The 18,358-nt window shown below is 64.5% G+C and carries 20 protein-coding genes; 9 read left to right on the forward strand and 11 right to left on the reverse strand.

Translation table 11 applies throughout. From position 1 onward, the window contains the following. Positions 1-56 precede the first annotated feature (56 nt). Positions 57-1,787, reverse strand: a complete 1,731-nt coding sequence (locus tag N2603_RS33305; protein WP_260385462.1) for a cation:proton antiporter — start codon at positions 1,785-1,787, stop codon at positions 57-59. 67 nt (positions 1,788-1,854) lie between these two features. Here N2603_RS33305 and N2603_RS33310 point away from each other — a divergent pair, with 67 nt between their 5' ends. Together N2603_RS33310 and N2603_RS33315 are read left to right on the forward strand one after the other, a co-directional pair. Then, the gene (locus N2603_RS33310; protein WP_018648686.1) at positions 1,855-2,382 is read left to right on the forward strand and encodes a DUF3124 domain-containing protein; all 528 of its coding nucleotides are present in this window, start codon (positions 1,855-1,857) and stop codon (positions 2,380-2,382) included. Positions 2,383-2,468: 86 nt separating this feature from the next. After that, positions 2,469-3,701, forward strand: coding sequence for an aminotransferase-like domain-containing protein (locus N2603_RS33315; RefSeq protein WP_260385463.1), 1,233 nt, complete (start codon positions 2,469-2,471; stop codon positions 3,699-3,701). Between the two features lie 8 nt (positions 3,702-3,709). On the opposite strand, the gene N2603_RS33320 is transcribed toward N2603_RS33315, so the two are convergent. After that, positions 3,710-3,982, reverse strand: coding sequence for a helix-turn-helix domain-containing protein (locus tag N2603_RS33320; protein WP_018648688.1), 273 nt, complete (start codon positions 3,980-3,982; stop codon positions 3,710-3,712). Between the two features lie 157 nt (positions 3,983-4,139). Here N2603_RS33320 and N2603_RS33325 point away from each other — a divergent pair, with 157 nt between their 5' ends. Both N2603_RS33325 and N2603_RS33330 read left to right on the forward strand, forming a co-directional pair. Beyond that, positions 4,140-4,592: a hypothetical protein gene (locus N2603_RS33325; protein ID WP_260385464.1), complete on the forward strand. Its 453-nt coding sequence runs from the start codon at positions 4,140-4,142 to the stop codon at positions 4,590-4,592. Between the two features lie 153 nt (positions 4,593-4,745). Continuing rightward, complete coding sequence (locus N2603_RS33330) at positions 4,746-4,976, forward strand: hypothetical protein (protein WP_026312958.1); 231 nt, start codon at positions 4,746-4,748, stop codon at positions 4,974-4,976. A 70-nt stretch (positions 4,977-5,046) separates the two neighbouring features. On the opposite strand, the gene N2603_RS33335 is transcribed toward N2603_RS33330, so the two are convergent. The 5 genes from N2603_RS33335 to N2603_RS33355 all read right to left on the reverse strand — a co-directional run bounded on the left by N2603_RS33335 (position 5,047) and on the right by N2603_RS33355 (position 10,228). Beyond that, complete coding sequence (locus N2603_RS33335) at positions 5,047-5,865, reverse strand: aldo/keto reductase (RefSeq protein ID WP_260385465.1); 819 nt, start codon at positions 5,863-5,865, stop codon at positions 5,047-5,049. Between the two features lie 147 nt (positions 5,866-6,012). Next, the gene (locus tag N2603_RS33340) at positions 6,013-7,587 is read right to left on the reverse strand and encodes an alkaline phosphatase D family protein (protein ID WP_260385466.1); all 1,575 of its coding nucleotides are present in this window, start codon (positions 7,585-7,587) and stop codon (positions 6,013-6,015) included. A gap of 308 nt (positions 7,588-7,895) precedes the next feature. Next, positions 7,896-8,318: a hypothetical protein gene (locus tag N2603_RS33345; RefSeq protein WP_260385467.1), complete on the reverse strand. Its 423-nt coding sequence runs from the start codon at positions 8,316-8,318 to the stop codon at positions 7,896-7,898. Positions 8,319-8,425: 107 nt separating this feature from the next. Then, a complete protein-coding gene (locus N2603_RS33350; RefSeq protein WP_260385468.1) occupies positions 8,426-9,427 on the reverse strand; it encodes an NAD(P)H-dependent flavin oxidoreductase in 1,002 nt (333 codons plus the stop codon). A 63-nt stretch (positions 9,428-9,490) separates the two neighbouring features. Then, the gene (locus N2603_RS33355) at positions 9,491-10,228 is read right to left on the reverse strand and encodes an SDR family oxidoreductase (protein ID WP_260385469.1); all 738 of its coding nucleotides are present in this window, start codon (positions 10,226-10,228) and stop codon (positions 9,491-9,493) included. A gap of 161 nt (positions 10,229-10,389) precedes the next feature. On the opposite strand from N2603_RS33355, the gene N2603_RS33360 reads away from it, so the two are divergent. Further along, positions 10,390-10,854, forward strand: coding sequence for a winged helix-turn-helix transcriptional regulator (locus tag N2603_RS33360; protein ID WP_018648696.1), 465 nt, complete (start codon positions 10,390-10,392; stop codon positions 10,852-10,854). A 146-nt stretch (positions 10,855-11,000) separates the two neighbouring features. Here the strand turns inward: N2603_RS33360 and N2603_RS33365 are convergent, their stop codons facing one another. The 4 genes from N2603_RS33365 to N2603_RS33380 form a co-directional block, all read right to left on the reverse strand. Beyond that, positions 11,001-12,614 (reverse strand): DHA2 family efflux MFS transporter permease subunit, encoded by a 1,614-nt coding sequence (locus N2603_RS33365; RefSeq protein WP_260385470.1) that lies wholly within the window; start codon positions 12,612-12,614, stop codon positions 11,001-11,003. Further along, positions 12,611-13,789 (reverse strand): HlyD family secretion protein, encoded by a 1,179-nt coding sequence (locus N2603_RS33370; protein WP_260385471.1) that lies wholly within the window; start codon positions 13,787-13,789, stop codon positions 12,611-12,613. Before N2603_RS33370 ends, N2603_RS33365 begins: the two co-directional genes overlap by 4 nt. A gap of 193 nt (positions 13,790-13,982) precedes the next feature. Continuing rightward, positions 13,983-14,141 (reverse strand): hypothetical protein, encoded by a 159-nt coding sequence (locus N2603_RS33375; RefSeq protein WP_167526369.1) that lies wholly within the window; start codon positions 14,139-14,141, stop codon positions 13,983-13,985. Between the two features lie 23 nt (positions 14,142-14,164). Continuing rightward, a complete protein-coding gene (locus N2603_RS33380; RefSeq protein WP_018648700.1) occupies positions 14,165-14,539 on the reverse strand; it encodes a PRC-barrel domain-containing protein in 375 nt (124 codons plus the stop codon). A gap of 133 nt (positions 14,540-14,672) precedes the next feature. Here N2603_RS33380 and N2603_RS33385 point away from each other — a divergent pair, with 133 nt between their 5' ends. The 4 genes from N2603_RS33385 (at position 14,673) to N2603_RS33400 (ending at position 18,317) form a co-directional block, all read left to right on the forward strand. Continuing rightward, entirely contained in the window at positions 14,673-16,460 is a 1,788-nt protein-coding gene (locus tag N2603_RS33385) for a thiamine pyrophosphate-requiring protein (RefSeq protein ID WP_260385472.1), read from the forward strand. Positions 16,461-16,463: 3 nt separating this feature from the next. Then, positions 16,464-16,691: a hypothetical protein gene (locus N2603_RS33390; RefSeq protein ID WP_260385473.1), complete on the forward strand. Its 228-nt coding sequence runs from the start codon at positions 16,464-16,466 to the stop codon at positions 16,689-16,691. An 80-nt stretch (positions 16,692-16,771) separates the two neighbouring features. After that, on the forward strand, positions 16,772-17,323 hold the full coding sequence (locus N2603_RS33395; protein WP_260385474.1) for a DUF4142 domain-containing protein: 552 nt from the start codon (positions 16,772-16,774) through the stop codon (positions 17,321-17,323). A gap of 103 nt (positions 17,324-17,426) precedes the next feature. Further along, positions 17,427-18,317, forward strand: coding sequence for an SDR family oxidoreductase (locus N2603_RS33400; protein WP_018648707.1), 891 nt, complete (start codon positions 17,427-17,429; stop codon positions 18,315-18,317). The last annotated feature ends 41 nt before the right edge of the window (positions 18,318-18,358 follow it).

Below are 18,358 nucleotides of genomic sequence, written 5' to 3' on the forward strand. Positions count from 1 at the left end.
CGAAGATACCAGGGATATAGGCGCACCAAGCCCGGACGGAAGACGGCCGGGCGCCGTCAGGGCAGCACCTCGCGCCGCTCGCCGAGCCGCAGATCGAGCTCGGCGCGCTTGTCGGCGAGCAGGCCGGCCTGGGCGGCCTCGATCACGGTAAACAGCTCATGAGCATCGCTGAGCCGGGTCACGGTGACGTAGCTGGCGCCGGCCGCATAGAGCTCGCCCACATCGGACAACAGGTCGGCCGTGGCAACGATCATGGCAGTCGGATTGAGAGTGCGGACGTGACGGACCAGCTTCTCGTTGCTGGCGCCCTTCAGAAGCGCGTCCGGCACGCTGAGGATGATCATCTCGGACTTGCCGACGCCGGCATGGAGCAGCGTGTCGGCGCTGCTGATGTCGCCATAGATCACGTGCAGGCCGCGTGACAGCAGCGTCTGGTACACATTGGGGTTGAAATCAACCACCGTGATCTGCTCCAGCAGCACCGGCGCCTGCCGCTCGATCTCCGCCAGCAGCGCGCTCGCCGCGCGGAAAAAGCCGAGGATGACGATGCGGCGGGCCTCGCCATGCCCGGCCTCGTGGCTCTCCTCGGCGTGGCCGTTGCCGTGATCGAGATCGCGCAGGCCGATCCGCTTCAACGGGCCGATCGCCCAGCGGGTGATCTCGTCACTGCGGGTCATCACGAAGGTTGAGAGCACAGCCAGCACCACGAAGGCGAAGGAGGCCGCGTTCGCCGTCTCGGCTGCGATATGGTGGTCGGAGACGCCGGTCTGGATCACCACCAGCGAGAATTCGGAGATCTGGGCGAGGTTGAGCGCCGGCAGCAGGCTCGCGCGCAGCCCCTGCTTCATCAGGTAGAGCGGCGTAAAGGTGGTGACGAGCCGGCTCACCACCGTGAACGCCGCGATCATCAGCGCCATACCGATCACCGAGAGGCCGGGCACCGGAATGGTCATGCCGAGCGCAACGAAGAACAGCGTGATGAAGAAGTCCCGCAGCGTGGTGACCTTGGCGGTGACGTCGAGCGCGTAAGGAAAGGTCGAAAGCGAGACGCCGGCAATCAGGGCGCCCATCTCGCGCGACAGCGACAGCCGCTCGGCGGTCTCGGCCACGAGGAAGCACCAGGCCAGCGCACCCAGCAGGATCAGCTCGGGACGGCGGGCGATCTGATGGAACAGGCGCGGCAGCACATAACGGCTGATCAGCAGGGCGGCGGCGACCAGCACCGCGACGCGGCCGATCGACAGCAGGATGACGGTGACTTCCAGATTGGCAAGGCTCGGCTGCACCGCCAGGAACAGGATCGCGAAGATGTCCTGGAGCACCAGCACGCCGAGCGTGATTCGCCCCGGCAGCGTGTCGAGCTCGCGCTTCTCGTAGAGCACCTTGACGATGATGACCGTGCTCGACAGCGCGCAGGCGACGCAGAGATAGATCGCGTCGAAATGCCCGCCACCAAGCGACAGGCCGATGCCGATGAAGAACAGCACGCCGAGCAGGCAGCCGCCGAGGAGCTGGCCTCCCGCCGCGAACAGGATCACCTTTCCCGCCCGCACGATCTTCTTCAGGTCGATCTCCAGGCCGATCATGAAGAGCATGAAGATCAGGCCGAGCTCGGAGATGACGCTGATCGATTCCTGCGACTTGACCCAGCCAGCACCGAATGGACCTATGCAGAAGCCAGCGATAAGGTAGGCCAGGATCAGTGGTTGCCGCGAGAAATGGGCCAGCAGGCCCAGCATCCAGGCAAACAGGATACAGAGAGTGATGTCGCGAATAAGCTCATGCATGCCAAATTGGTCCGTTTTGCCGCACCCTAGTGACCGAGTGCAGCGCGGCAAGCGAGCAATTCGTCACATGCGGTTCGTGCTCTGGTTGATAGCCCTGCTGGGTCCATTCGCGTCCGTCTTGCCGGCCGCGGCGCAACCCAAGGTCAATATCGAGCAGAGTTTTGCCGATTCGCTCACTGCGCTGCCGAAGGAGGAACTCGCCGTCTCCGGCGGGTTCTACGTGCCGGCCTATTCCAGCGTTGCGATGAGCCAGGGCAAGCTGCGCGTCGATTTCTCGGTGACATTGAGCGTCCACAACGCCTCCGAGACGCAAGCCCTGGTGCTCAAACGCATCGCCTATTTCGACACCGCAGGCAAGCAGGTCGAGAGCTATCTGAAGGCGCCGGTGGCCTTGAGGCCCCTCGCCACCGTCTCGATCTTCATCCCGACCGACGACGTGCGCGGCGGCACCGGCGCCAATTTCATCGTCGACTGGGCCTCAACCGGCGAGATCGCCGAGCCGGCGGTCGAGGCCTTGATGGTTGGCGGCGTCGCCAATGCGCATTACGCTTTCATCAGCCAGGGCCGTCCGACCCGGACGGTTGGAAAGAAATAAGACCGTCCGCCCCGGACGGCCGCAAGACGTAAGGCCGCCGGCGCAACGCCGGCCGGCTCAACAAAAACAAGACGAGGAACGCTCCCATGACGTCCAGCTTCGATTTCGCCCCCCTGTTTCCCGCAGGGCTGCCGGCCCCGACTGCGCGCTGGACGGGCCTTGCCAAATACAGCTTTGTCGGGGGTAACAATGATTCCGAGCAAGTGCCGCTCGACGAATTGATCGAGGCGACCAACACGGTGCTGCGGCGCGAAGGCCGCTCGCTCGCCACTTACGGTCTGGCGCACGGCCCGCAGGGCTACCTTCCCTTGCGCGAATTCCTGGTGACAAAACTGAAGCGCGATGCCGGCATCAACTGCACGGTCGACGATCTCCTGATCGTCTCGGGATCACTCCAGGCACTCGACCTCGTCAACAACACGCTGCTGACGCGCGGCGACACCGTGATCTTCGAGCAGGACAGCTATCAGGGCTCGCTGACACGCCTGGCGCGGCTCGGCGTCAACGTCGTCGGCATTCCCCTCGACAGCGACGGCATGCGCATGGACGCGCTGGCGACGGCTCTGGCCGATCTGAAAAGCCGCGGCATCCGCCCGAAATACATCTACACCATCCCGACGGTGCAGAACCCGACCGGCAGCATCATGCCGGAGAGCCGCCGCGCGGAGCTGGTGCGGCTCGCGGCCGAATACGGCGTTCCGATCTTCGAGGACGATTGCTATGCCGACCTGGTCTGGTCGGGCCAGCGGCCGCCGGCGATCCACGCGATGAGCCCGAACGGCGGGGTGATCCATATCGGCTCGTTCTCGAAATCGATCGCGCCGGCGCTGCGCGTCGGTTTCATCGTCGCACCCTGGGGTGTGATGTCGCGGATGCTGTCACTGAAGACGGATGCCGGCTCGGGGGCGCTCGAGCAGATGGTGCTGGCGGCCTATTGCAGGCCGCATTTCTCGACCCACGTGCCGGCCCTGACCAAGGCGCTGCGCACCAAGCTCGACACGCTGATGGAAGCCCTGAACGAGCAGTTCGGCACGGCCGCCGAGTTCGAGGAGCCCAAGGGCGGCATCTTCCTCTGGGTGAAGCTGCCCGAGCAGGTCGATACGCTCAAACTCTATCAGGCTGCACTGGCCGCCGGCGTCTCGATCAATCCCGGACCGGAATGGTCGACCAACAAGAGCCATTCGAGCTCACGCCTCAGGCTCTGCTTTGCAAGCCCCACGCATCAGCAGATCCGCGAAGGCATCGCCGTGCTGGCCGAGGTCTGCCGCAGGGAGTTCGGCGTGCCGGCGCGCAGCGCCAATGTAGAGAAGCGGGCCTGAAGGGAGCGTCAGGCCGCCTGTGGCTGGCTGCTGTGGATCGCGGAGGCCAGCCGCAGCAGCAGGACGATCGAGACGTTACCCTTGCCGGCCTCGATCTGGGCGATGTAGCGCTCGGAAATCCCGGAGCGGCGGGCCAGCTCACGGCGCGAAAGGTCGCAGCGGGTGCGCGAGGACCTCAGGCGATCGCCCAGCTCGGCCAGAAACGCGGTCTCCGAATAGGGCGGCACGGCGCAGCTCCCCGGCAGCACTTCGCCCGCAAAATCCATGACTTGATTCAGCATTGGTGTATCCACGTTCGCCTTCGGAGCTGCCATCCTACCCCCGCCACGGCCGGCCTCATTGACGCGGATCAAATTCGCGCGCGATCGGCAGCTGGCGTGGACGGCCGCGCCCGGGATGCTAAACTTTGGAATTCTTCGAGGCGGGGCTTTTCGGGACATGATGCGTTGTTTGAGCCGCTGGACCACGGCTGCATTGCTATGGGTTGCTTTCATACCCCTGGCGCGCGCGGATACGCTTGCGGCGACTGTCGAGCAATGGGGCCTGCTCGGCTCATGGGCGGTCGATTGCGCGGCCCGGCCAGACCGCGACAAAGGCGCGCTCCTGACCTACGAGATCCGGACGGACGGCCGGGTGATGTATCGGCGCAATTTCGGCGATGCCAGGGACGAGAACGAGGTCGTGTCCGCCACCGTCAATGCCGAAGGTCTGCTCAATGTGATGGTGTACTTCCCCTCGCTGCATCAGGCCCGCGAATTCGGGCTGCTGCTGGGCAAGGACGGCAGCCTGCGCGCGATCTACAATCGCAGTGAGCGCGGCGAGTACACGATCAGGGACGGCAAATACGTCGCCACGGGCGTGCCGACGCCCGCGCAGCAGCGCTGCGATTGAGCATTCCGTTTGAGCATGATCTTTCGGAAAGCCGCTCCACACTTTTCCAAACCGTGCTCTGTCTGAACATCCGTTCAGAATTCTCCTGCGATTCCTCCGGAACGTTCACCCGAATGCGCAGTTTAAATGGGCATTCGATTGGAGGAGGACATCATGAAGAAGCTTGGTTATGTGGTTGCCGCTCTTGGCGTGCTCGCGATCGCAGCGCCGACGCTGGCGAGCGCGGAGACGGTGGTGATCAAGCGTGGTCATCACCACGGCCCGTACGCCGCACGTGCCGAATACGGCATGCATCGTGACCACGGCTGGCATCGTGGCTGGCGTCATCATGGCGATCGGGTCGTCGTGATCAAGCGCAGCCATCGCCATCACCACTGGGACTAATGCGCAACGCAAACGTGGAAATGGCCCCTCACGGGGCCATTTCTTTGCGTGCTCGAAACGTTCGGCGGAATCAATCCCACGCCGGCGCAAAACCCGGATTGACGCAGCGCCTGTCCTTCGCCAGCGCCGCGATTTTCTTGCGGTCGGCCGCGTCGAGCGTGATCTTCAGCGCATCGAGATTGGCCTGCTGGCTCTCGCGGCGCGAGGCCTTCGGGATCGCGGCGACGCCGTCCTGGTCGAGCAGCCATTTCAGCGCGACTTGTGCCGCAGTCGCATTGTGTTTGGCGCCGATCTCGGCCAGCACCGGGTCCGACGCGATACGCCCCTGCGCGAGCGGGCAATAGGCGACCAGCGGGATCGACTTGGGCTTGAGATAGGCCAGCACCTTCGATTGATCGAGCATCGCGTGATATTCGATCTGGTTGCAGGCGATCGGCGCCTTGATGTCCTCGACCGCTGTTTTGAGCAGTGCGGTGGTGAAGTTGGCAACGCCGATCGCTCGCGTGCGTCCCTCCTCCTTCAGCTTCATCAAGGTCTCGAACACCGCGCCCCAGTTCGCGGATTTCGACGGCCAGTGCACGAGATAGAGATCGACATGATCGAGCCGCAGCTTCGTCAGGCTGGCGTCGAAGGCACGGCGGATCGCGTCGGGATTGAGGTTCTCGTGCCAGACCTTTGTCGTGACGTGCAGCTCGGCGCGCGGCAGGCGGGCTGCGGCAAGCGCGGCGCCGATCGCCTCTTCGTTGGCGTACATCTCGGCGGTGTCGATGTGGCGATAGCCGATCGCGAGCGCGCTCTCGACCGCCGCCCGGCAGGCATCGCCCTGCATGCGGAAGGTACCGAGGCCGAGCTTGGGCATGCTGATGCCCTGTGTCTTCAGATAATCCATGAACAGGCTCCTGACGTATTTCAACCCGCCGGATGCACGCGGCGATACCGCGTGAGCAGACTCTTCGGTGATGGAAAAGAGGTGGCGGGAACGGCCAGCATAGCGCGGACGACGCGGGGCGGCCAATCAAGATCGGGTTAGCGCACCTCAGGAGTGCTGCGCAACCACCGCCGGACGCGCCTGTGGCTGCGGCACGATGTCGACCGACCAGAGGTCGCGATTGTCGACGTCCTTCAGGGTCACGGTCATCACGCCGCTGCGGCCGTCGATGTCGACACGGCCGAAGAATTGCAGGCCGAAGCACGGCGCGAGATTCTCGCCCTGCGCCGCGCTACAGCCGTTCTGGTACATCGCCACAGGACCAAAGGTGTTGTCGAGCTCGCTCGGACCCCAGGTGCCGGCATGCAGCGGGCCGGAGACGAACTCCCAGAACGGCTCGAAGTCCTGAAACTGCGCCTTGTTGGGATCGTAATAATGCGCGGCGGTGTAGTGCATGTCGGCGGTGAGCCAGACGATGTTGCGGATGCCGTCGCGTTTGATGGAAGAGAGCAGATCGGCAATCTCGTGCTCGCGCCGGTCCGGTGGACCATCGCCGAGCGCGACCGCGTCGAGGCTGATCAGGCCGATCGGCAAATCGGCCGCGATCACCTTCCAGGTCGCGCGTGAGGCGGCAAGCTCGCGCTTCAGCCAGGCGAGCTGCTCGGCGCCGAGAATCCAACCGCGGCGATCCTCGCCCTTGTTCCAGCTGTCGTCGCGATAGCTGCGCATGTCGATCATGAAGACGTCGAGCAGCGGGCCGTAGGCGATCTTGCGATAGACCCGGCCCTGCCGCGCGCCGATGTCGCGGATCGGCATGAAGTCGAAAAATGCGCGGCGGGCGCTCGCGACCAGGCGCGGCGTGCCGTCGTCCTCGAAGCCCGCATCGTCGTAGCTGCCGGACGGCGACCAGTCGTTGGTGACCTCGTGATCGTCCCACTGCGCGAACATCGGCACGTGCGCGTGGAAGGCGCGAAAGTGCTCATCGAGGTGGTTGTATTTGTAATTGCCGCGGAACTGCACCAGCGTGTGCGCGACCTCGGCCTTTTCCTCCGTGACGATGTTGCGCCAGATCTGGCCGTTCGGCAGCTTCTGCTCGGAAGGAATCGTGCAGTCGGCGTAGATGTGGTCGCCGGAGTGAATGAAGAAATCGGGGCGATTGTCGAGCATGGTGCGGTAGCTGCGATAGCCACCGCGCGCGACGTCGATGCCCCAGCCCTGCCCCGCGGTGTCGCCGGACCACAGGAACGAGATCGACCGGCCTGAGGCCGGCGCGGTGCCGAAATGGCCGGTGCGGCTTTCACCGGCGATACCGGTGGCGATGTCGTCGAAGCGGACGCGATAGAAGATGTCCTGCCCGGGCGGCAGGTCATCCAGCAGCAGTTTTGAGGTGAAATCTGCATCCGGCAGAGCGTCGCGCGAGGCCGACGCAATGATGGCCTTGAAGCTCTCTGTGGTCGAGCACTCCACATGCATCCGTGCGGCCCGATCCGCGCGCGCCCAGACCACGGCAGAGCCATCCGAGACGTCGCCAGACTGGATGCCGCCCGCGATCTGGGGGCGGTCGGCGGCGCGGCTGATGCGGGGCGTTGCGAGCGTGCCGAGCGCGGCGACGGCGAGGCTTGAAGTCGAGCGGACCAGGAATTGCCGCCGGGTCCATGCGCGCGGGGCGCGGAGCGTTGCCATTCAGGAGACTTTCGTCGAATCGCGACGGAAGGTGCCTGCGCTCCTTGACTCCCAGCTTACGGTTTCTTGACTCCGCGCCTACGGTTTTGCGACGCGGGGATGACGGTGCATTGAGCGCGAATAGCGCAGCCGCGTGCAGGTGCGCTCCCTCGCCCCGCTTGCGGGGAGAGGGTTGGGGTGAGGGGGAGTCGCCGCGCGGACGGTGAGAGTTGGACTCGCGGAGAGTCCCCCTCACCCGGATTGCATCTTCGATGCAATCCGACCTCTCCCCGCAGGCGGGGCGAGGTGAAGAGGGCGCGCTGTCGCGCCTACCGCTTCCAGTTGCAGATGCCGCCGGTACGGCACGGCCAAGTCTGAATGCGCGTGTCCATCGCCTGGGCGTCGAGCGGATTGCCGCGGCGATGCGCGAGCTTGGCGCGGGCGGCGCCACGGGGCTGCGTGCTCCTGGTATGCGCGACCTTCGGCTCGGGCGCATGCACGCGTTCGGCTGCGATCTTCTTCGGCACGTCCATCGGCTCGACACGCGCCTGCGCCTCGTTGCCGCCCTTCGCCTCGAGCGCGACCGGTGCGAATTGCGTCTCGGGCCCGAGCCGCTTCGGCGACAGCACGGCCTTGGAGAGATCGAGACCGAGATATTCGTCAGGCTTGTAGTCGTCAGCGCGCGCGATGCCGCCCCACGCAACGACGGCGAGGGCTACGGCAACCGCAAAAGGAACGCTTTTCAGGACCACGGACGCCTCCTGAAATTGATTATTAAGGGGTAATTTACCCCTATTTAGGAGGCGTCGCGCGCAATTCCAGCGGCCGGTTGCCGCCGTGGTTAAGAAGTTTGACGGTGTCAGGCGACTTTTCGCGTCGCACCCGTCCCATCCAGGAACCCCATCAGGCGGCCTCGGATGATGGTTTCCGCCTCGTCCATGATGCGATCGATGAGTTCCTTGCAGGAGGGGATGTCGTGGATGAGGCCGGCGACCATGCCGCAGCTCCAGGCACCCGCGTCCATCTGCCCGTCCAGCATGATCCTGGGATAGACGCCCGCGACCTGGTCGTGAATGTCGTCGATGGTGAGCTTGGCGCCTTTCTCGCGCTCGATCTCGAGCAGGCGATCGACATTGGCGTTCTTCAGCACGCGCTCGGTGTTGCGCAGAGCGCGCATGATCAGGCGCGTGTCGAGCTCGGTGGCCGCGACAAGCGCATTCTTCACGTTCTGATGCACCGGGGCTTCCTTGGTCGCGATAAAGCGCGTGCCCATGTTCATGCCGGCCGCGCCCAGCGACAGCGTCGCGACGAGGCTGCGTCCGTCGGCCATGCCGCCCGAAGCGACGAACGGGATCTTCAATTCCTCCGCCGCGCGCGGCAGCAGGATCATGTTGGGGATGTCGTCCTCGCCGGGATGGCCGCCGCACTCGAAGCCGTCGACGCTGACGGCGTCGCAGCCGATGCGTTCGGCCTTCAGCGAGTGGCGGACCGACGTGCATTTGTGGATCACCTTGATGCCGGCCGCTTTCAGCGCCGGCATGTATTGTTCGGGGCTGCGGCCCGCGGTCTCCACCGCCTTGATTCCGCCTTCGACGATGGCCGCAATATATTCCGGATAAGGCGGCGCCGAGAAGGTCGGCAAGAAGGTGAGGTTCACGCCGAACGGCTTGTCGGTCATATCGCGGCAGCGCGCGATCTCCGTGGCCAGCAATTCCGGCGTCTTCTGTGTGAGACCCGTGATGATACCGAGCCCGCCGGCATTCGAGACTGCGGCCGCCAGCTCGGCAAAGCCGACGAAATGCATGCCGCCCTGGATGATGGGGTGCTCGATGCCGAACAGTTCGGTAATCGCGGTCTTCACGTAAAGCTCCTCCCGGAATTTTGCTTGGATTGGGATCAGTCTAGCCGGACTTCTGCGTCGCGGTCACCATTTCTCTCCGAACGGCCTGATCTCCATCTCGAAGGTCCAGGCGCTCTTCGGCTGCTGGTAGAGCTGCCAATACGCGTCCGCGACCGACGCCGGCGGCATCAGGAGATCGGGATTGTCGAGCGCGTTCGGCCCGAGCGCCTCGAGCCGGCGCTGCCGCACCCATTCGGTGTCGACGCCGGAATCGATGATGAGATGGGCCACGTGAATGTTCTTCGGCCCGAGCTCGCGCGCCATCGCCTGCGCCACCGCGCGGAGGCCAAACTTGGCGCTCGCGAAGGCGGCAAAGCCGCTGCCGCCGCGCAAAGAGGCCGTCGCACCGGTGAAGAAGATGTTGCCGCCGCCGCGCGGCAGCATCAGCCGCGCCGCCTCTCGCCCGGCGAGGAAGCCGGAATAGCAGGCCATCTCCCACACTTTCCGGAACACGCGCTCGGTGGTGTCGAGGATCGGGAAATTGACGTTGGCCCCGACGTTGAAGATGCACACTTCAAGTGGCGCGTGCTTGTCGGAGTCCTCGAGGAACGAGATGACCTCATCCTCTTTGCGCGCATCGAGCGAGCGCGCGTGGATCTCGCCGCCTGACGCCTCGACGTCCTGCACCAGCGGCGCCAACTTGTCGCCGTTGCGGCGGCCGGCGAAGATCGAAAATCCTTCGGCGGCGAATTTTTTCGCGATCTCGGAGCCGATGAAATCGCCGGCCCCGATCACGGCGGCTGTCGCGTTTCGCTTGGGCAAGGTCGCCTCCTCCGCTGAGCGTGTGATTGGATAGGAGGCTATAGTTCTAAAATAGAACTGTCAAATTTCCCAACTGGATGCTAGCCTGATCTGGAAATTTCGCTGATCGTTCAAGTCAGTTCCTTTTTCTGACTGACTAGCCCTGCGCCGGAGACCGGATCATGAAGTGGGATACGCTGGACGAGGAGCCCTGCTCGCTGTCCCGCACCATCGCGGTGGTCGGCGATCGCTGGACTCTGTTGATCCTCCGCGAATGCTTTTTGCGCGTGCGCCGGTTCGAGGCGTTTCAGTCCTCGCTCCAGATCACACGACACCTGCTCTCGGAGCGGCTGAAGAAGCTGGTCCGCTTCGGCATCCTGCGCCGCGTCCCCTATTCCGAGGCGCCCAAGCGCTACGAATACATCCTCACCCAGAAAGGCCTCGACCTCTACCCGATCATCATGGCCATGGTGCATTGGGGCGACACCCACATGGGCGACGAGCGCGGCCGCCCCCTGCTGCATGAGCACAAGAATTGCGGCAAGCTGTTCGACCCCGTGATGGTGTGCTCGGAATGCGGCGAGGTACTGCATGCCAAGCAGGTTCATGTGCATGCGGGTCCGGGGCAGAGGGAAGCGGTGGGGTGAACTCTCGATGTCGTCCTGGCGAAAGCCAGGACCCATTACCCCAGGGAGAACTTTGGCGAAGACCGGGTGTTCGGTACGAAGACCATGCGCCATCGATAGATTCCGCGGTATGGGTCCTGGCTTTCGCCAGGACGACAGTGGGGGCCTCAATGCCCCCTTGCCGGCGCCCTCAAGTCGATCGGGCGCAATACTGCCGCCGTGGGGATCATCAGCACCGCGACGATCGCGAGCGTCCAGAACACATCGATATAGGCAAGCAGGTCGACCTGCTGCTGTAGCGTCTTGCCGACCCATGCGACCGCCTGCGCTGCCGCATCGCTCGCATTCGAGCCCTGCGCCTGGAAGTAGCGCGTCATGGCGTCGATGGTCTGCTGGTAGCCGAGATCGGACGGCGCGGCGTGCTCGACGAGGCGGCTCTGATGGAATTGCTGGCGCTGCGCCAAGATCGTCTGCGCCAGTGCGACGCCCATGGAGCCGCCGAGGTTGCGGGCGACGTTGATCAGCGCGGAGGCCTGGTTGGTCTTGTCGGGCGGCACGCCGTCATAGGATGCAGTCGTCACCGGCAGGAACAGGAACGGCAGCCCCAGCGCGAGGAAGATGCGCGACAGTGCCGCGTAGCCATAGGTGATGTCGCCGGTCAGGCCGGTGAGATGCCACATCGAGAAGGCGGCGATGGCGGCACCGAACATGATCAGGTATTTCGGCTGCACCACACTGACGAGGCGGCCCACCACGGGCATCAGCACCAGGGTTGCGATGCCGCCGGGTGACAAGGCAAGGCCGGCCAGCATTGCCGTGTAGTTCAGCTCGGTCTGGAGCAGTTGCGGCAGCAGCTGGGTCGTCGAGATCAGCACCGCGCCGGTTCCCAGCATCACCAGAAAGCAGGCGCCGAACTGGCGCCGACCGAGCAGGCGAATGTCGACAATGGGATCCTCGCGCGTCAGCTCCCACGGAATCAGCGCGAGCAGGCAGACGACGGCGAGCAGCGCGAAGACGACGATCATGGTCGATCCGAACCAGTCGTTGCGCTGGCCTTCGTCGAGCACGAACTCGAGCGAGCCGAGCCCGATCGCGACGAGCAGGAAGCCGATATAGTCGACGCGCAGACCCTTGCTCAGCAGCTTCTCCCTCTCCGCCTCCGCCCCCGACGGCTCCTTGATCAGCGTGCCGACCAGGAACAGGGAGAGCAGCCCCATCGGCACGTTGATCAGAAACACCCAGTGCCAGCTATAGGTGTCGGTGATCCAGCCGCCGAGCGTCGGGCCGATCACCGGCGCAACCACCACGGCGACGCCGTAGATGGCAAAAGCCTGGCCGCGTTTGTGCGGCGGGAAGGAGTCGGCGAGGATCGCCTGCTCGCTGGTGGCCATGCCGCCGCCGCCGAGGCCCTGCAGGATGCGGAACAGCACCAGCGACTGCAAATTCCAGGCGAAGCCGCACAGAAGCGAGGCAACCGAGAACGTCGCCACGCATATCATGTAGAAGCGCTTGCGCCCGATAACGGTCGAGAGCCAGCCAGAGATCGACAGCACGATGGCATTGGCGACGAGATAGCTGGTGATGACGTAGGTGCTCTCGTCGATGCCCACCGCAAGCCCGCCGGCTATGTGCCGCAGCGCGACGTTGGCGATGGTGGTGTCGAGCACCTCCATGAAGGTCGCGATCGAGACCACGAAAGCGATCAGGTAGGGATTGTGCCCGCCGGCCGCCGAGCGCTCCGGTGACCAGCCGGACGCGCCACCTTGCGCGACGTCGCTCATCGCACCCTGGTCCAGGGCACGACCGACATGCCGGGACCGACGGGCAGATCGGCCGGCCAGTTGTCGACCATGATCTTCACAGGCACGCGCTGCACCACCTTGACGTAGTTGCCGGTGGCGTTCTCCGCAGGCAGCAGACTGAACGCGGTGCCCGAACCGGGCTGCACGGAGTCGACACGACCGGCCAGCTTGCGGCCCGGATAGGCGTCGATGCGGATCTCGACCGGCTGGCCGGGCCGCATGTCGTTGAGCTGGGTCTCCTTGTAGTTTGCGACGATCCAGACCTGGTCGGGAACGAACATCATCAGGCTTTGGCCCGCCGTGACGAAGGTGCCTCTGGTGCCCGAGAGCTTGACCACGCGGCCGGACTGCGCCGCGACGACGCTGGTGTATTGCAAATTCAGCTTGGCCTGATCGAGCTGCGCCTGCGACTGCTCGAGCTGCGCCTTGGCGCCTTCGAGCTGGGCTTGCAGCGTTTTGATCCCGAGCTGCGCGGCCGTCACCGCGGTCTTGGCACGTTCGGTATTGGCCTGCTGCGCCTGAAGATCGGAGCGAGTCTGCTGCTGGCGTTGCACCGTGCCGGCGCCCTTCTCGACCAGATCTTCCGCGCGCTTGAACTCTTCCTGCGAGAACTGGAGCTGGGCCTGGGCCTGTTCGAGCTGCGCCTGAGCCTGCTTGATCTGCTCTTGCTGCGAATCGATCTGCGCTTCGACATTGGCGATGTTGGCCCTAGAGGCCGCAACCTGCGCCGTGGCCTGGTCGACTGCGATGCGGTAATCGCGCTCGTCGATCTTGGCCAGCAGATCGCCCGCATTGACGTGCTGGTTGTCCGTGACCGGGATATCGGTCACGTAACCACCGACCTTGGAGGCCACGGAAAAGCTGCGCGCGGCCACGAAGGCGTCGTCCGTCGACTCATAGTGACGCACGTCAAGCCAGTAGAGCAGACCGCCGACGAGTGCGGCGATCAACACGATCGTGCCGACAGTGGCAACCAGCCAGTGCGCGCGGAGCCGCTCGCGCAGCGATGGCGAATTCGCCGGCTTGCCCGACTGTTCCGTCGACTGACCTTTGGCTTCACTCCCCTGATCCGGAGAGTGCTTCGGAGCTTCCTCGGTCCGGGGCGGCAACGGCTGCTCCGCGCGCGCCCCACGCTCCCGGGTTTGAGCATCCACGGTGCACACCTTTCTCGGGATTGAGCGGCGCGGAACGGCAAAGCGAGCTTTCGCGCCGCCAGCCTAACCTTGGCACTGAGGCATGGTTCCGCAACCCGAGAGCGTCATCGCCATTCGTGATTGCAAGGAGTCAAATAACAAGCGCGGCACTCACCGTGCCGCGCTCGTCGCGAATGTCCCATAGGAAGAGCACTTAGTGCGTCTTCGTCTCGTGCCATTTCTCGAGATCGGGCTTCTCCTTGCCCGATCCCTGCTCCTTCTCCGGATTCCCCTTCCAGGGCTTGTCCGTCTGGGCGTGGGATCCCCAGTCAGTCTGCTGCCGGGGATCGTCGTTGGGCCGTTCCTTGCTCATCGGATCTCCTTCCGTGAACCGCCTTACGCGAACGGAACACCGTAGTACGAGTTGATACCGCGAACGGCGGATTCATCGCTCCAGTTCCAATCGCTCCTCGCGCCGTATTTCGGCGCGCCTTCCAGTTCCTTGGCCGTGATGCCGGTGACGTAGCCGCCGAGCTCCGTGTCGTATTTCAGCGACTGCCAGGGCAACGGATAGTGATCGTTGCCGAGGCCGAGAAATCCGCCGAACCCGAGCACGGCGTACGAAACCTTGCCGCTGATCTTGTCGATCATCACGCGCTCGATCGAACCGATCTTGTTGCGATCGGCACCGTAGACCGATGTTCCCTCGACCTTGTCACTGCCGATCAGCCGACCCATCTCGCTGCGGTCCAGCTCGCCTTGATTCAACATTGCAATTCTCCACTCAGCCAATGTGAGAACCAACCGGACAGGCGTGCGATCGTTCCGGCTCATGTTCCTCCGGCAGGTCAGGAACATCGCAGAAAACCGGCGGTTCTCTGAGCTTCACAGAGGGCCATGCGCGATGTCCCAGACCGTTTCCGACTTCATCGTCCAGCGCCTGCATCAATGGGGCGTGCGTCATATCTTTGGCTATCCCGGCGATGGCATCAACGGCGTCTTCGGCGCGACGAACCGCGCGGAAGGCAAGATCGGCTTCGTGCAGGCGCGGCACGAAGAGATGGCGGCGTTCATGGCGACCGCATACGCGAAATTCTCGGGCCAGCTCGGCGTCTGCATCGCAACCTCGGGGCCCGGTGCCTCGCATCTCATCACCGGGCTCTACGATGCGCTGCTCGATCACCAGCCGGTGCTCGCAATCGTCGGCCAGCAGGCGCGCAACGCGCTCGGCGGCAGCTACCAGCAGGAACTCGATCTCGTTTCGATGTTCAAGGATGTCGCCGGCGCCTACGTCATGCAGGCATCTTCGCCTGCGCAAGTGCGCCATCTGGTTGATCGATCGATGCGGACCGCGCTCGCCCGGCGGACCCCGACCGCGCTCATCCTGCCCAACGATCTCCAGGAAGAACCCTACGAAGGTCCGCCCCGTGCGCATGGCACGCTGCATTCCGGTGTCGGCTACAGTGCGCCGCGTGTCACGCCGCGCGAGGACGAGCTCGACCGTGCCGCGGAGGTGCTCAACGCCGGCAAGAAGGTCGCGATGCTCATCGGCGCTGGCGCGCTTCACGCCACCGACGAGGTGATCGCGGTTGCCGACCGTCTGTCAGCGGGCTGCGCCAAGGCCCTGCTCGGCAAGGCCGCGTTGCCCGACGATTTGCCGTGGGTCACGGGCTCGATCGGCCTGCTCGGTACCGAGCCCAGCTACAACATGATGACGGACTGCGACACGCTGCTGATGGTCGGCTCCGCCTTTCCCTATGCCGAATTCCTGCCGAAAGAAGGCAGCTGCCGCGGCGTGCAGATCGACATCGACGCCACCATGATGTCGATCCGCTTTCCGATGGAAGTCGGCCTCGTCGGCGATGCTGCCGAGACGCTTCGCGCGCTGCTGCCGCGACTCGCGCCCAAGACCGATGGTGCCTGGCGCGGGGGTATCGAGGACGACGTCGCCAGATGGTGGAAGACGCTGGACGATCGTGCGCATCAGCCCGCCACGCCGGTCAATCCGCAACTCGTTGCCTGGGAGTTGTCCCCGCGCCTGCCCGACCGCGCCATCATCACCAGCGATTCCGGCTCATGTGCCAACTGGTTCGCGCGGGACCTGAAGATGCGACGCGGCATGACGGCCTCGCTGTCCGGCGGCCTCGCCTCGATGGGCGCGGCAGTTCCTTATGCACTGGCCGCGAAATACGCCCATCCCGACCGTCCCGTGATCGCGCTGGTCGGCGACGGCGCCATGCAGATGAACAACATGGCCGAGCTGATCACCGCGGCCAAATACTGGCGTTCATGGCGCGATCCCCGCTTCATCGTCTGCGTCTTCAACAACGAAGACCTCAATCAGGTCACATGGGAGCAGCGCATCATCAACGGCGATCCCAAGTTCGAGGCATCGCAACAGATTCCAAATGTGTCCTACTCGCGCTTTGCGGAGCTGATCGGGCTGCGCGGCATCTACGTCGACAGCCCGCAGCTGCTGGGCTCTGCCTGGGAGCAGGCGCTGGCGAGCGAGATGCCCGTGGTGCTGGAGGTGAAGACCGATCCTGAGGTGCCGCCACTGCCGCCGCACATCACCCTGCAGCAGGCCAAGAACTTCTCGCTGGCGCTGATGAAGGGCGATCCGAACGAAAGCAGCGTCATCAAGGGTGCAGCAAGGCAGGTGCTCGAGACGATCCTGCCCGGAAAGGAGTGAACCATGAGCGACTTTCGCGACATCCAGCACGGCGTCAACGACCCCGTCGACGGCGTCGACGTGAAACAGCACTTCAACGACAACAAGACGCCGCACGAGCGCGCACAGCATCATGCGGACGTGCGCGCAGAGCCGTCGGCTGCACCAGGCGAGCCGTTCCTGCCGGAAAGGCTGCGGCGCAAGCCGACCGATCCGATCAACCCGCGCACCGGCCGCAATCCGACCGATTAGGAACCTCGGTCCCGATCCCGGGTTGATCGGCGCAAACGTGCGCGGCGAGCGGCCGTGCCGCCAATTCAGAGGACCGGACCATGAAGCGAACCGCCATTGCCCTTGCTTGCGTGCTTCTCGCAGGCCCTGCGCTCGCCCAGTCGCTCGGCGAGAAGACCGGCGTCAATTCGGCGCTCGGCGTCGCGCCTGCAACCGCCGACTTCGTCAAGGAAGTCGCGATCAGCGACATGTTCGAGATCGAGTCGAGCAAGCTCGCCGAGCAAAAGGGCAACGCGCAGGAGAAATCCTTCGCGCAGCAGATGGTGACCGACCACACCAAGACCAGCAGCGAACTCAAGGGTCTGGTCGGCAACGGCAAGGTCCAGGCGACGCTGCCGACGGCGCTCGACAGCTCGCACCAGAGCAAGCTCGACAAGCTCAAGGGCGCGAACGGCAAGGACTTCAGCTCCGACTACAATTCCTACCAGGTCAGCGCGCACGAAGACGCAGTGTCGCTGTTCGAGCGGTACGCCAAAGGCGGCGACAACGCCGAGCTGAAGGATTGGGCCGGCAAGACGCTGCTTGCGCTCAAGCACCATCTCCAGATGGCGAAGGAACTCGGCAAGGCACCGAGCGTCGGCCAGTCGAAGTAATACCTCGAGGGCGCCAGCTCTGCCGGCGCCCTCTCGTTTTGCAACGATGCCTGGTCTCCGCACGTTGAGAGCGCAAAACCGCGGAGACCAGGAAACCCGCCCCATGGCCGAGCAAAAGTCGACAAATCCCGTCAGCCGCTACCCGAAACCGCCGTTCAAGAAGCAGTCGCAACCCTGGCCCGGCCTTGCCGGCAAGATGGAGCCGCGGCCGGACCATGGCGAGACCAGCTACAAGGGCTCCGGCCGCCTCGCCGGCCGCAAGGCCCTCATCACCGGCGGCGATTCCGGCATGGGCCGTGCCGCTGCGATCGCCTATGCACGCGAAGGCGCCGACGTCGCCATCAACTATGTCCCGAACGAAGAACCCGATGCACAGGACGTGATCGCGCTGATCAAGAAGGAGGGACGCATCGGGCTCGCCATCCCCGGCGACCTCCGCAACGAGGATTTCTGCAGGAAGCTGGTTGAGCAAGCCGTGCAGGGCCTCGGCGGCCTGGACATCGTCGTTTGCAACGCCGCACGGCAGCAGACCCGCGAGTCGATCCTCGACGTCTCGTCCGAGGACTTCGATGCGACGATGAAGACGAACATCTATGCCCCCTTCTGGATCATCAAGGCGGCGTTGCCGCACCTGAAGCCGGGCTCGTGCATCATCGGCACGACGTCCGAGCAGGCCTACGACCCGTCCCCGGAACTCTACGACTACGCGCAGACCAAGGCCGCGACGATGAACTACGTGAAATCGCTCGCCAAGCAGCTGGGTCCGAAGGGCATTCGCGTCAACGGCGTCGCACCCGGTCCGATCTGGACGCCGCTCCAGGTCTCCGGCGGCGCGACGATGGAGAAGCTCGAAAAGTTCGGCGGCATGACGCCGCTCGGCCGCCCCGGCCAGCCTGCCGAACTCGCTTCCATCTACGTGCAGCTTGCCGCAGCCGATGCGAGCTACGCGACCGGTCAGGTCTATGGCGCTGCAGGCGGATCGGGACAGCCCTAGCCGCAGGAACGATCATCGTCACCCAAGCTTTACAATCGTGT

This window comes from Bradyrhizobium huanghuaihaiense (assembly GCF_025200885.1).
In the GTDB taxonomy this organism is placed as follows: domain Bacteria; phylum Pseudomonadota; class Alphaproteobacteria; order Rhizobiales; family Xanthobacteraceae; genus Bradyrhizobium; species Bradyrhizobium huanghuaihaiense.